Here is a 13,537-nt window from a genome sequence, read left to right as displayed (position 1 = left end):
GCTGGACGCATCGGGGCGGGCAGCCGCGATGCGCGCGTGGATGGCCTTACGGGTTGGAGGGTGGATTAGCACCTCAATTCCGCAAGTCCAAGGCGATGAAACGCCCCAAAACGGGGAAAAGTTGCCCGAAATGGCCCTATTTCATTCAACGGTGCATAGTTCTGCTGCGCCGTTGCGCTCGGCTCGCTTGCCACGTAAATTTCGTCCCGTAAGCGCTTGCCGAACCGCCAGTTTTGCCGTGCGGCAGGCTTATATCCAGCAGGCTACCCAGCCAACCCAAGAAAGGTCCACGCCGCGTGTCATGAGTGATCGTCTCGCCAACGGGTCTGGCAATACCGAGGCACCGCTTGCCGATATCGATGCTGCGACAAAGCGGCTGATGGCTGCGCTCGACGCGCTGGAAAGCTCGGTGGAGCGGCGCCGCGAGGCCGACCGCGACGAAAACGAACTGGCGAGCCGGATCCAGGCGCTCGGCGCCGATCGCTCCAGACTTGCCGACGAACTCGACGGATCGCTGGTCAAGACGCGCAAGCTCGAGCGCGTCAATCGCGACATCGCGGAAAAGCTCGACGCGGCGATCGGCACCATTCGCGCCGTGCTCGAGGGCGGAGACAGCAGATGAGCCACATCAACGTCACCATCAATGGCCGGCAATACCGGATGGCCTGCGAGGAAGGCCAGGAGGTGCGGCTGCTCAAGCTCGCGGAAAACCTCGAGCAGCGCGTCGAATCGCTGCGCGGCAAGTTCGGCGAGATCGGCGATGCGCGGCTCACGGTGATGGCGGCGCTGACCGCCTGCGACGAGTTGGCCGATGCCAGCGCACGCCTCCGCAGCCTCGAGGAAGAGGTCGAGCAGCTGCGTAATGCACGCGTCGCCGCCACCGACCGCGCCCGCGCCACCCAGACCGCGGTCTCCAACGCGCTTAACGCCGCCGCCGAGCGGATCGAGCGCACCACCCAAGTGCTCAACCGCACCATCGGCGGCGGCATCGCGATCGGGTAGCCGAGGCGTCATTGCGGGGAGCGATAGCGACGAAGCAATCCATCCATCAGCATATGCGGGGGGTGGTGGATTGCTTCGCTTCGCTAGCAATGACGTCCTTGGTCGCAGGGAGGACGATCCAGAATCGCGGTTTCTTGCCGCTGGCGGAACCGGCACTTCGTCGCTACATTGGCTTCGCGAAGCTGCGTCGTGCGTCAGGAGCCATATATCCCCGGGGCCTTATCGATCCTTTAGGGAACTGTCCCTGGCCGGGTCCGTGGACCCGGACATATGGTGCCCACCTACTTTCGTAGGGAACTCCGGGATCGAGCGCTCCAACGGCCTCTGCGGCTTCGCACTATTTTTGCTGTTGCCTTGTCGTCGCGCGGCGGCGGTTCGATTGTGGTGCAGCGCTGTCCCCTGCGAAGCGGGGCGTCCAGTGCGCCGCGGCCTGGCCATACGGTGCTGAAGCATGATCCGGAAAAGTGTGAAGCGGTTTTCCGAAAAGATCATGCTCAAACAAGAACGCTAAAGCGCTCATCGCGCTTTAGCGTCTCTGGAACGATGGATCGTCCGTTGTCGCGGACGACGACAGCGGAAGATGGATCATGCACGCAGCTCCATCGAAGGCCGAGCTTCGGGCGCTTGCCCTCGCCAAGCGTGATGCGCTGAGCGACGAGCAGCGCGCAGCGGCGGCCGAGGCGCTTGCCAAGCGCGGCGCGCCGTTCGAGATCACGCAAGGCATGATCGTCTCCGGCTATGCGCCGATCCGCAGCGAGTTCGATCCGGCGCCGCTGATGAAGAAGCTGGCCGAGAAGGGCGCGCGGCTCGCGCTGCCCTGCATCAATGCGCGCGGCCAGTCGCTGACCTTCCGCAGCTGGTCGCCGCAGGACCGGCTGATGCTCGGGCCGCTCGGCATTCCCGAGCCGTCGCCGGCCTCACCCGAGGTGCATCCCGACGTGATGCTGGTGCCGCTTGCGGCTTTCGACAAGCTCGGCCACCGCATCGGCTATGGCGCCGGCTATTACGACTATACCTTTGCGCATCTGCGAAAGGCCAAGCATGTGATCGGGGTCGGGATTGCCTTCGCTGCACAGGAAAGCAAGGCTATTCCGGCGTTGTCGCACGACGTCCCGCTGGATTATGTGCTAACCGAGCGCAAGACGTTCGATTTCCGGAGCCCCTAGCATTGCGTATTCTGTTCGTTGGTGACGTCGTCGGCAGGACCGGCCGCACCGCCATCGCCGACCACCTTCCCGGCATGATCAGGGACTGGTCGCTCGATCTCGTCATCGTCAATGGCGAGAATTCCGCCGGCGGTTTCGGCATTACCGAGGCGATCTACCAGGAGCTGCTCGACGCCGGGGCCGACGCGATCACGCTCGGCAACCACGCCTGGAATCAGAAGGAAGCGCTGGTCTTCATCGAGCGCGCGCCGCGCCTGATCCGCCCCTTGAATTTCCCGCGCCATTCGCCCGGCCGCGGCTCGACCCTGATCGACACCAAGAACGGCAAGCGCGCGCTGGTCATCAACGCGATCGGCCGCGTCTTCATGGAGCCGTCGTCCAACGATCCGTTCGCCGCGATCGACCGCGAGCTCGAGGCCTGTCCGTTGCGCGAGGGCGCCGACGCCATCGTGCTGGACTTCCATGCCGAGGCCACCAGCGAGAAGCAGGGCATCGGCTTCTTCTGCGACGGCCGCGTCAGCCTCGTGGTCGGCACCCATACCCATGTGCCGACCGCCGATCACCAGGTGCTGCCGGGCGGCACCGCCTATATGAGCGATGCCGGCATGACCGGCGATTATGATTCGGTGATCGGCATGCAGAAGGAGGAGCCGCTGCAGCGTTTCCTCACCGGCATTCCCTCCGGCCGTTTCGAACCGGCCGCGGGCACAGCCACGCTCAGCGGCATCGCGGTCGAGACCGACGATACGACCGGGCTTGCGGTGAAGGTCGCGCCGGTGCGCGCCGGCGGACGACTCGAGCCCGCGGTGCCGGGGTTCTGGACGTAGAGCTTGTAGCCCGGATGCAGCCAACGGGTCGCGCGAACGCGCGCCCGATGACAGGCTCCGCGAAATCCGGGGTCTAACAAAGCTGAGGGGCTGATCCCGGATTGCGCTTCGCTGCATCCGGGCTACGGATTTACGACTGCCGGAAGCCCATCCGGAACGCGCCCCAGTGGCGGCCGTGCACGACGATCGGCGATGACACATCCTTCATCAGCACGAAATTGCCGCCGCCCATGTCGCGGCGGTAGGTCTGCAGCAGGAACGGCTTTGTATTGGCTGCGACCTTGCTCACCGCGCGGTCATTGAACAGGCGGCGGTTGCGGCAATTGGCGTTGTTCCAGACCGGGTCGGGCCCCTGCGGCAGCCGGTAGTTCGGATTGTGGGTCGGCAGATAGCCGCCGCGTGCCCAGGCGACGCAGAACACGATGCGCGGATCGGTCTTCTGGATCGGGTCCTGGATCGCGGGCAGCACGCGATCGGTGAAGCTGACATAGTTGGTTAGATATTGCTTCGGATTGCTGCCTGCGATCTCGCGGTAATTCTCGTCCATCAACTGCGCGAGCGTGATCTCGCCGCGCGTGACCGCGTTCTCGAACAGCTCGGAAATCTGCTTCGCGGTGTCGATCACGACGCGGATCAGCGGCGCGTCACTGGTCTCCACGCCGCTGTCGGCGATGGTCACGATCAGGCTCTCGGACAGCTCGAGCAGCTTCGCGACGCGGCCGTCGGCGTGCTTGAGATCGCGCGACGAGAGATCGACGCCCTTGGCAAGCTCGTTCAGCTCCGCGATCACGGTGTCGCAATGACCGAGATTGGAGGTCGCGGCGCGCGCGACGTTGTCGATCTCGGCACCAACAGATGAAAAGCCTTCCTGCACCCGCATGATGATGCCGGAGATCTGCTGGGCGCCTTCGCCGGCGCTCTTGGCGCGCAGCGAGGCGTCGCTGCTCTCGCCGATCAGGCTGCCGATCTGGCCGTCGAGATCGCGCACCGTGTCGGAGATCTGATGCGTCGCCTGGCGCGTCGCCTCCGCAAGGCTCTTCACCTCGCTCGCGACCACGGCAAAGCCGCGGCCGGCGGTGCCGGCGCGCGCCGCCTCGATCGTGGCATTGAGCGCGAGCAGGTTGGTCTGTTTGGCGATCGCCTCGATCGAACCGGAAACCTTGGCGACCTGGCTCAGCGCGGAGCCGACAGCGGCAAGCCGCGCCTCAATCCGCGCGACCGCGGCGACGAGTTCGGAGATGTGGCTGACCGCAGTGTCCACCGCATGGCGCGACTCCGCGATCTGGCCGACCGCGGCGGACGCGGTCGATTGCACCGCCTGCGATGCGTTGGCGATGTCGTGATTGGCCGAGACCATCGTCTCGGCGGTCGCCTGCAAATGATGGAACCGCTCCGACTGGTTGGTGACGCGGTTGGCGACCTCCTGGACGTTGCCGGCGATGTCGGCGAGTTCCACTCCGAGGCCGCCGATGCGGTCGGCAAGCTGGTCAACGAGCCGTTCGGCCAGCGTCCGGTTCGATGAGGTGTCCAGAACTGCAAGCTGCGCGGCCGACATATCAGCGCTTCCTCCATCACAGCGGTCGGTTGAGCCGCCGCAGCATTCCCCATTTCAATCTAAAGCGTGATTCGCGCCGCCGGTCTTGCCTGAGCGTGCACTCCGTAGCCCGGATGCAGCCAACGGGTCTGCGCCAAGCGCGGCCCGATGACAGGTTCCCCGAAATCCGGGTTTCCCGCCCGTGGGCACGCTCGTCCCGGATTACGCTTCGCTCCATCCGGGCACCAAAAATTCCAATCAAAGCTTGTAGGCGGTGCGGAAGCCGCCCCAGTGCCGGCCGCGGACGCGGATCGGCACGTCGATCTCGCGCATCATCACGGTGGTGCCGTTACCCATGTCGCGCGGATAGCTCTGGACCAGATAGGCGCGCTGGTTCTGCGCGGCGGCGAGGCCCGCGGGATCGTTGAAGATGCGGCGATTGCGGCAATTGGCGGTGTTGTAGGCGACATCGCCCGGCCGCTGCGGATGCGAGTAGATCTTGTTGTGGACCGGCAGATAGCCGTTCCGATCGACCGTCGCGCAGAACGCCAGCCGCTTGTCCTTGGCGAGGAACGCCTCGAGCAGAGCGGGCAGCGCGCGATCCGCCCAATCCAGCATCCTTGTGCGGTATTGCACCGGATTGGTGCCGGATATTTCGACATAGTCGGTGTCGAACATGTCGTCGATCGTGATTGCGCCGCTCGCAAGGCCGCTCTCGAAGACCTTGGTCAGCGCCGTGCCTGCTTCCATCGCGCGGGTGATCAGCTCGGCGTTTTCCTCGTGGATCGCCCACATCCGGTCTTCGATCAGCTCGCGCAGCGCGGAGCTCGCAGCCTCGAAACGCGCCTGCGCGCCGGCCTTGGTGCGGTCGCCGATCCTGATCCGGCACGCACCGACATCCTGCAAGGTCGCACTCAGGGTCTCATGGGCCGGCAGCTTCTCGGCATCGGGCCCGCCGATCAGGATGCCGTCCATCGCGATTTCGTAGACCGGCGCGGTGATGATTCCGCGGGCGGTCGTGATCTCGATCTTGAGGCTGCAGGGCAGGCGCTCGTTCTTGCGCGGGTCGCTGCGCTCGTTCTGGCGGAGCAGCACCGCGCAGCGTGCCTTCAGCTTCTGGGCAAAGGCGGTCACGGCCTTCCCGGCCTTCGCAACATTGTCGCCATATGCGGCGGCTTCGCGTGTCGCGGAGTCGATCTCGCCGGCGCTGGTGCCGACCGAGACGATGAAGCTGGAGGCGGAGGCCGCGTTCTGGCCCATCTCGCCGGTAATCGCATTCTGCTCGGCGACCGCGCCGTTGACGTTCTCGAACACCGGGCGGATTGCCTCGATCGCCCGCGAGATGCGGTGCACGGCGTCCGCCGATCCGGTGGCATCCTTCTGCAGCGCCTCGATCTTCCGCGTGATCTCTTCGGTGGCGCTCTGGGTCTGCACCGCCAGCGCCTTGACCTCCGTGGCAACCACCGCAAAGCCCTTGCCGGCGGCGCCGGCGCGCGCCGCCTCGATGGTCGAGTTGAGCGCCAAAAGCGTGGTCTGCCGCGCGATCTGCGCGATCAGGTTGACGACGTTGCCGATCGCGGCCGAGGATTCGCGCAAGCGATCGACATTGGCGGTGGCCTCGCGCGCTGCGGCTGCGGCATCGTCGGCGAGTTGGCTCGCGCTGCGCACCTGCTGGCCGATGCCCTCGGCGGAATGGGTGAATCGGCCGGCGGCTTCCGAGAATGTCGTCGCGGTGTTCTGCGCGTCGCTGCTGCGGCCGCTCAGCGCGTCGGTGCGGGCGCGGATGGTCGCAAGCTTGGCTGCCGTCGCCTCGGCGCCGTCGGCGACCGAGCCTGCGGCGCGCTCGAGCTGGCGGATCATCGCGCCGAGCTCGAGTTCCAGCAGCTCCAGGATCTCCTTGGCCGAGTCCTTGGCCGAATCAGTCTCGGTCGCGGAGGCTTCAGGCGCAGCCGCCGCAGTTGGAACCTTCGGCGCGACGGCGGGCGCAGCCGGCTCCGGCACTTGCTTTCGAAACAAACCGAACGCCATGTGGGCTCTGTGGGGGCTGTTGGAAGTTGCCTTGGAGTTGCGGCGGGACGGGGCGATCCTCGCATCCGGGCGTGAAGTCATGGTTAACAAGTGCCTCATATTCCGGCTTGCGGTAGTATTCCGGGGCCGGACCGCCCCCGCCGATCTTTGATTTTGACCGCCAGGGGCCTATAAGGCCGCGTTTTCCACCCGTCAGACCCTACGCTTTCGAAGAGACGTCGCATGGCCGGCCATTCCCAATTCAAGAACATCATGCACCGCAAGGGCCGGCAGGATGCCCAGAAGTCGAAGCTTTTCGGCAAGTTGGCCCGCGAAATCACCGTGGCGGCCAAGCTCGGCACCCCGGACCCTGCGATGAACCCGCGCCTGCGTGCCGCCGTGGTCGCGGCCCGCGCCGAGAACATGCCCAAGGACAATATCGATCGTGCGATCAAGAAGGCCGCGGGCAATGAGGGCGAGAACTATGACGAGATCCGTTACGAGGGCTATGGCCCCGGCGGCGTCGCCGTCATCGTCGAGGCGCTGACCGATAACCGCAACCGCGCCGCCTCCGACATCCGCTCCTTCTTCACCAAGTCGGGCGGCAATCTCGGCGAAACCGGCTCGGTCGCCTTCATGTTCGACCGCACCGGCATCATCGAATACGACGCCAAGGTCGCCTCCGACGACGCCATGCTGGACGCCGCGATCGAGGCCGGAGCCGACGACGTGGTTTCCAGCGAATCTGGTCACGAGGTCTACGCCTCGCAGGACACCTTCCGCGAAGTCGCAAAGGCGCTGGAGGCGAAGTTCGGCGAGCCGCGCAAGGCGGCGCTGACCTGGAAGCCGCAAAACACCGTCGCGGTCGACGACGAGACCGGCGAAAAGCTGCTGAAGCTGATGGACCTGCTCAACGAGCACGACGACGTGCAGAACGTGTTCGCCAATTTCGAGGTGTCCGACGCGCTGATCGCGAAGATGGGTGGGTAAGGGCTCGTTCGTCGCTCAAAACTCCACTGTCATCGCCCGGCTCGACCGGGCGATCCAGGATTCCAGAGACCTGCGTTTGAACCGAGAAGCCGCGGCGTACTGGATCCCCGCTTTCGCGGGGATGACAAGCGAGGCCGACTACAACGGCCGCGGCAGGGGATGAACCTCCGTTTGTGTTTCGTTCTCCCGGCGCAGGCGGTATCACTACCCCATGACATCGCAGCCGATTCGCTCTCCCGTCCGCATCATCGGTATCGATCCGGGTCTCCGCCGCACCGGCTGGGGGGTGATCGAGACCGAAGGCAACCGTCTGGTCTATATCGCCTGCGGCTCGGTCGAACCGCCGGACAATCTGCCGCTGGCGAGCCGGCTGCTCGCGATCCATGAGGGGCTTGCCGCAGTGCTAGGCGACTACAAGCCGGCGGAGGCGGCGGTCGAGGCGACCTTTGTCAACAAGGACGGCGTCGCCACGCTGAAGCTCGGTCAGGCCCGCGGGGTCGCCATGCTGGCGCCCGCAATGTTTGGTATCTCGGTCGCCGAATACGCGCCGAACCAGGTCAAGAAGACCGTGGTCGGCGCCGGGCATGCCGAGAAGAACCAGATCCAGGTGATGCTGAAGATACTGCTGCCGAAGGCCGAGCCGCCATCCGCCGACGCCGCCGACGCGCTGGCGGTCGCGATCACCCACGCCCATCACCGCCAGAGCACCGCGCTGCGGCTCAGGGTGGCAAGCCTATGATCACGCAATGTGAGGATGGCGCGCTGATCGGGCTCCCTCCCCCCTTGCGGGGGAGGGTTGGGGAGAGGGGTAAGCCCCGGGCGACGGCCCATGAGATGCAGCGAAGATGCGCCAACCAAGTTCGTGAGACGATCATTCGACATGTGAGTGTTGCCTTTGCTCTGCGTCAGCCAACCGAGCAAGCGGCATCCCTCTCCCTAACCCTCCCCCGCAAGGGGGGAGGGAACCCTTCCGCCGGTGCCTCCCTCACGGATTTGGAAAAACTCGAACACCGCGCGGCCGTTGAGTCCGGGTGGTCCTCATGATCGGCAAGCTCAAGGGCCTGATCGACTCCTATGGCGAGGATTACGTGATCCTCGACGTCGGCGGCGTCGGCTATCAGGTGCATTGCGCCAGCCGCACGTTGCAGGCGCTGCCGTCGCCGGGCGCAGCGGCCGTGCTCTCGATCGAGACCTATGTCCGCGAGGATCAAATAAAGCTGTTCGGCTTCCGCTCAGATCTCGAGCGCGAATGGTTTCGCCTGTTGCAGACCGTGCAGGGCGTCGGCGCCAAGGTCGCGCTCGCGGTGCTCGGCACGCTGCCACCGACCGATCTCGCCAACGCGATCGCGCTGCGCGACAAGGCGGCGGTGGCGCGCACGCCGGGGGTCGGGCCGAAGGTCGCCGAGCGTATCGTCAGCGAATTGAAGGACAAGGCGCCGGGCTTCGCCGATGTCGATCCCGCGGTGGTGCAGCTGTCGGGCGCGATCGACAACAACCGCGCGCCGCGTCCGGTGACGGACGCGATCTCCGCGCTGGTCAATCTCGGCTACGGCCAGCCGCAGGCCGCCGCCGCCATCGCCGCCGCCTCGCGCAGCGCCGGTGAGCAGGCCGAGACCGCGCAGCTGATCCGGCTGGGGCTTAAGGAATTGTCGAAGTGAACACGCCGTCGCGCATGGTCTCGCCCGAACGCCGCTCCGATGATGTCGGCGACAGTGCGATGCGTCCGCAGTCGCTGACGGAATTCGTCGGCCAGGCCCAGGCGCGCAAGAATCTCTCGATCTTCATCGAGGCCGCGAAGAAGCGCGGCGAGGCGCTCGATCATGTGCTGTTCGTCGGTCCCCCCGGCCTCGGCAAGACCACGCTGGCGCAGATCGTCGCGCGCGAGCTCGGCGTCGGCTTCCGCGCCACCTCGGGTCCGGTGATTGCGAAGGCCGGCGATCTCGCGGCACTGCTGACCAATCTGGAAGAGCGCGACGTGCTGTTCATCGATGAGATCCATCGCCTGAGTCCGGCGGTGGAAGAAGTGCTCTATCCCGCGATGGAGGATTTCCAGCTCGACCTGATCATCGGCGAAGGTCCGGCGGCGCGCTCGGTGAAGATCGAGCTGTCGAAATTCACTTTGGTCGGCGCGACGACGCGCGCGGGGCTGCTCACCAATCCGCTGCGCGACCGCTTCGGCATTCCGATCCGGCTCAATTTCTACACCGAGGACGAGCTGGAGAAGATCGTCACCCGCGGCGCCCGCGTGCTCAACATCGGCATGAGCCCTGACGGCGCCAACGAGATCGCGCGCCGCGCCCGCGGCACGCCGCGCATCGCCGGCCGCCTGCTGCGCCGGGTGCGCGACTTTGCCTCCGCGGCGGACGCCGACGCCATCGATCGCGGCATCGCCGACCGCGCGCTGAGTGCGCTCGAGGTCGACAGTGCCGGGCTCGACGCGATGGACCGGCGCTATCTGACCACCATCGCCCTGAACTATGGCGGCGGACCGGTTGGCGTCGAGACCATGGCAGCGGCACTGTCGGAGCCGCGCGATGCGATCGAGGACATCATCGAGCCCTATCTGATCCAGTGCGGTTATTTGCAGCGCACCCCGCGCGGAAGGCTGCTGACCTCGCACGCCTTCCGTCATCTCGGCCTCGCCGAGCCGAACCGCGATCCCTCGCAGTTCGGCCTGTTCGGCAACAATGGCGACGAGGACTGAGCTGCTCCCGAAGTCGTGAAAAGACGTGTTGATGCAGTGCATCGTGCTGCCGGTAACCTTGCCCGCTAACCGTTGCGAGGTCTCTGCAGGCCGTCTGCACAAACGCGGCCCAATTCCGCTCCAATCAAAGGGCTTATGATTGGTCGGAGCGTTTCCAGGAAGCGTCAGGCATCACCGATCCAACGTCCATGATTTCACGTCGTCATTTGCTTCGCGGGTTCGGCGGATTGACCGCCGTCACCGCCTCGACCGCGGCCTACGGCCTGAGCGAGCCGGTCGCCCGGCTCACGCTCACGCGTTACGATCTGTCGCCGCGGCAATGGCCGGCGGACTTTCCGCTCAAGATTGCCGTGCTCGCCGACATCCACGCCTGCGATCCCTGGATGTCGCTCGATCGTATCGAGACAATCGTCGAGCGCACCAATGCGCTCAACGCCGACATCATCGTGCTGCTCGGCGACTATGTCGCGGGGCTGCGCCACGTCACCCGCTTCATTCCGGCCTCCGAATGGGCTGCGGTGCTGAAGGGCCTGAAGGCGCCGCTCGGCGTGCATGCCGTGCTCGGCAATCACGACTATTGGGAGGACAAGGCGGTACAGCGTTTGGGGCAGGGCACGCCGGTCGCGCGCCGTGCGCTGGAGCGGGCGGGCATCCCGGTCTACGAGAACGATGCGGTGCGGCTCGTCAAGGACGGCCGTGCGTTCTGGCTCGCCGGCCTCGGCGACCAGCTCGCCTATTTGCCGGCGCGGCACTATCGCCAGGTCACCCGCATCGGCGTCGACGATCTCAACGCGACGCTTGCAAAGGTCACCGACGACGCGCCGGTGATCCTGCTCGCGCATGAGCCCGACGTTGCGCTCCGCGTGCCCTCGCGCGTCGCGCTGCAGCTGTCCGGCCACACCCATGGCGGCCAGGTCCGGCTGCTCGGCTGGTCGCCGGCGGTGCCGGTCAAGCACGGCATGCGGCTCGCCTATGGCCATCTGAAGCTGAAATGCGACGTCGTCGTCTCCGGCGGCCTCGGCTGCAGCATCATGCCGTTCCGCCTCGGCGTGCCGCCCGAGGTCGTGCAGGTGACGCTCGGCGCCAAGGGGCCGGTGGTTTCCTGACGAGCCCGGCCGTGCACTCATAAAGGCGCGGATGTCGGCGTTTGGAGATCAGGCTGCATGGGAAGTGCCTTGAAACGCGGCATCCTTTAGCGAGGTACGCGCGTTCGTCACCCAAACGGGTGTTGTGCAGCCACGCCGACCTCGGCGCGTGACAACAGCTGCCCGCTCCTGTAAAAACATTAAGCCCCGATGCAGCGGGAAGGAGGTGCCCTGTGAAACGCAGGATGACAGCCGTCCTGCTGGCGGATGTCGTTGGCTACAGTCGGCTTATGTCGACCGACGAGGACGCCACACACGTGATGCTGGCCGAATGTTTCGGCGGCCTGATCGAACCCAAAATTTCCGAGCACGGTGGTCGTCTTATCCGATCCAGCGGCGATGGATTGCTTGTCGAATTCGGCAGCGCTCTGGATGCCGTGCATTGCGGTATCGAAATTCAGCAGGAATTGAGCCAGCGCAATGTCGGTGCCGCTCCCGAGCGCCGCTTCCAAATGCGCATCGGCGTAAATGCCGGTGACGTCATTTTCGACGAGCGCGACATCTACGGAAACAGCGTCAATATTGCAGCTCGGCTAGAGACTCTCGCCGAGCCGGGCGAGCTATTTGTTACCAATACTGTTCGGGATCAGCTCCTGGGTCATCCGGACCTCGCATTTGAGGACAGGGGCCGTCACCGGCTCAAGAACATTGACCCTCCGATTCAGGTCTTTCGGGTCACCCAGGCCCAAGAGCAAGACAAATCCCTCCTGGGGCGAATGCGTCTCGCCGCGCGCCGAGTTATCGCGCTTCCTCCGATGCGTCGTCCGGTGGTCGCTGCATTTGCAGTCTTATTAGCCATCGCGATGTTTGCAGGCACAGTGCCGTTTTGGCATGGCCAAAAAGCGCAGTCTGCTCAAGCGTCCATCATGGTGATGCCGTTTCGCAGCATGAGCAATGATCCGCAGGAGGGCTATTTCGCCGACGCGGTCACTGATGATCTAACCACGCACCTCTCCCGCTTGGCTGATACTGTGGTGATTGCGCGTGCGACGGCTTTCACTTACAAAGGGAAAGATATCGACCCTCGACAGATCGGACTGGACTGCGACGTTCGATATCTCTTGGAAGGCAGCATCCGGAAAGTCGGTACCAAGGTGCAAGCTAACGCGCATCTGGTAGATGCGCGTTCCGCCACGGCCATTTGGGCGGATCAATTTGATACTGATGTTACAGACCTTTTCGAATTGCAGGAAGTTGTAACTGGCCGAATCGCATCGTCACTCGGACTTCAACTGGTCAAGGCCGAGAGCCGCCGACGTAATCGGTCGGGAGATTCCAATGCGATTGATATGAGGTTACGAGCCATGGCTATTCTCATTGAATCGATTACTCCGCAGCACAATCTTATCGCACGCAAGTATCTTCAGGATTCTCTGCAGCTCAGCCCGCAATCGGCCATCGCCTGGAGCCAACTGGCAGATGTCTTGATGCGTGACTATTTGAATCGCTGGAATGAGGCTGCTGGAACGGATTCCAACGCACGCATTGAGCTGCTGAACCAGGCCGAGCATGCGCTGCAACAGGCATTCAGTCTCGACCCGACCATTGCTCTGAGCCACATGGATGATGGCTTTATTCGCCGTGCGAAGGGGGATCATCAAGGAGCCCTGGATGCTTTCGAACGGGCGCTTGCCCTCGATCCAAATCTTGCCCTCGCATATGCTCAAAAGGCCAATCAACTTGTCCTGACGGGGCGTCCCAAGGAAGCGCCTCCGCTGGTGTTGAAGGCGATCAGACTCAGTCCTCGCGATCCTGCCAGGAGTGTATTTTCCTGGGTCCTGGGGCGCGCGTACTTCGCGATGGGAAACTACGACGACGCAATTGTCTGGCTTCGTAGGGCGGTTGAGGAGAGACGCACGGTTTGGTTCAGTCGCGCGCATTTGGTGAGCGCCTTTGCGCTGGCCGGAAAGCAAACCGAAGCGGTCGACGAGCTGAATGATTTCAACAGCGCGCTGCCGGGTTACACACTGGCGCGTATCCGCGACATCTATTCCCAGGAAATTCCAAATCAGCATCTGGCGTTTCAGAGTACATTGAATGAACTCTTCAAGGGATTGCAGCAGGCGGGGATGAAATAATCGCAGTCGATCGACAAGGTCGGCTCATGGGTACTCATTCCGCTCGCGGCGCAATGAGCGCCGTCCAGCGCGGCACCCGAGGGA

Annotated in this window: 12 protein-coding genes and 1 other RNA gene; 11 read left to right on the top strand and 2 right to left on the bottom strand. The window is 64.5% G+C overall.

Going from position 1 to position 13,537, the window contains the following annotated elements; genetic code table 11:
- Positions 1-301 precede the first annotated feature (301 nt).
- From G6P99_RS42895 to G6P99_RS42875, 5 genes are all read left to right on the top strand, one after another.
- Positions 302-622, top strand: coding sequence for a DUF4164 domain-containing protein (locus G6P99_RS42895; RefSeq protein ID WP_029077596.1), 321 nt, complete (start codon positions 302-304; stop codon positions 620-622).
- Entirely contained in the window at positions 619-1,002 is a 384-nt protein-coding gene (locus G6P99_RS42890) for a cell division protein ZapA (RefSeq protein ID WP_029077595.1), read from the top strand. Before G6P99_RS42895 ends, G6P99_RS42890 begins: the two co-directional genes overlap by 4 nt.
- A gap of 176 nt (positions 1,003-1,178) precedes the next feature.
- Positions 1,179-1,339: non-coding RNA, 6S RNA (ssrS, locus tag G6P99_RS42885), on the top strand.
- Between the two features lie 250 nt (positions 1,340-1,589).
- Complete coding sequence (locus G6P99_RS42880; protein ID WP_029077594.1) at positions 1,590-2,168, top strand: 5-formyltetrahydrofolate cyclo-ligase; 579 nt, start codon at positions 1,590-1,592, stop codon at positions 2,166-2,168.
- Positions 2,169-2,170: 2 nt separating this feature from the next.
- Positions 2,171-2,995: a TIGR00282 family metallophosphoesterase gene (locus G6P99_RS42875; protein ID WP_029077593.1), complete on the top strand. Its 825-nt coding sequence runs from the start codon at positions 2,171-2,173 to the stop codon at positions 2,993-2,995.
- Positions 2,996-3,125: 130 nt separating this feature from the next.
- Here G6P99_RS42875 and G6P99_RS42870 read toward each other — a convergent pair whose 3' ends face one another.
- Both G6P99_RS42870 and G6P99_RS42865 read right to left on the bottom strand, forming a co-directional pair.
- Positions 3,126-4,550 carry a methyl-accepting chemotaxis protein gene (locus tag G6P99_RS42870; RefSeq protein WP_029077592.1) on the bottom strand — a complete coding sequence of 475 codons (1,425 nt, stop codon included), beginning with the start codon at positions 4,548-4,550 and terminating at the stop codon, positions 3,126-3,128.
- Positions 4,551-4,787: 237 nt separating this feature from the next.
- Positions 4,788-6,557: a methyl-accepting chemotaxis protein gene (locus tag G6P99_RS42865; RefSeq protein ID WP_029077591.1), complete on the bottom strand. Its 1,770-nt coding sequence runs from the start codon at positions 6,555-6,557 to the stop codon at positions 4,788-4,790.
- 222 nt (positions 6,558-6,779) lie between these two features.
- Here G6P99_RS42865 and G6P99_RS42860 point away from each other — a divergent pair, with 222 nt between their 5' ends.
- From G6P99_RS42860 to G6P99_RS42835, 6 genes are all read left to right on the top strand, one after another.
- On the top strand, positions 6,780-7,526 hold the full coding sequence (locus G6P99_RS42860; RefSeq protein ID WP_029077590.1) for a YebC/PmpR family DNA-binding transcriptional regulator: 747 nt from the start codon (positions 6,780-6,782) through the stop codon (positions 7,524-7,526).
- Positions 7,527-7,737: 211 nt separating this feature from the next.
- On the top strand, positions 7,738-8,265 hold the full coding sequence (gene ruvC / locus G6P99_RS42855) for a crossover junction endodeoxyribonuclease RuvC (protein WP_029077589.1): 528 nt from the start codon (positions 7,738-7,740) through the stop codon (positions 8,263-8,265).
- Positions 8,266-8,566: 301 nt separating this feature from the next.
- Positions 8,567-9,184: a Holliday junction branch migration protein RuvA gene (ruvA, locus tag G6P99_RS42850; protein ID WP_029077588.1), complete on the top strand. Its 618-nt coding sequence runs from the start codon at positions 8,567-8,569 to the stop codon at positions 9,182-9,184.
- Positions 9,181-10,230: a Holliday junction branch migration DNA helicase RuvB gene (gene ruvB / locus G6P99_RS42845; RefSeq protein WP_029077587.1), complete on the top strand. Its 1,050-nt coding sequence runs from the start codon at positions 9,181-9,183 to the stop codon at positions 10,228-10,230. The genes ruvA and ruvB overlap by 4 nt, the downstream gene beginning before the upstream one ends.
- 188 nt (positions 10,231-10,418) lie before the next feature.
- Positions 10,419-11,336: a metallophosphoesterase gene (locus G6P99_RS42840; protein ID WP_029077586.1), complete on the top strand. Its 918-nt coding sequence runs from the start codon at positions 10,419-10,421 to the stop codon at positions 11,334-11,336.
- Positions 11,337-11,560: 224 nt separating this feature from the next.
- Positions 11,561-13,453 (top strand): adenylate/guanylate cyclase domain-containing protein, encoded by a 1,893-nt coding sequence (locus G6P99_RS42835; protein ID WP_165126420.1) that lies wholly within the window; start codon positions 11,561-11,563, stop codon positions 13,451-13,453.
- Positions 13,454-13,537: the final 84 nt, after the last annotated feature.

The sequence above is a fragment of the Bradyrhizobium sp. 6(2017) genome (assembly GCF_011058295.2).
Classification (GTDB): Bacteria; Pseudomonadota; Alphaproteobacteria; order Rhizobiales; family Xanthobacteraceae; genus Bradyrhizobium; species Bradyrhizobium septentrionale.
Note: the sequence above shows the minus strand (reverse complement) of the source record. Positions and strands in the feature narration are given on the sequence as shown.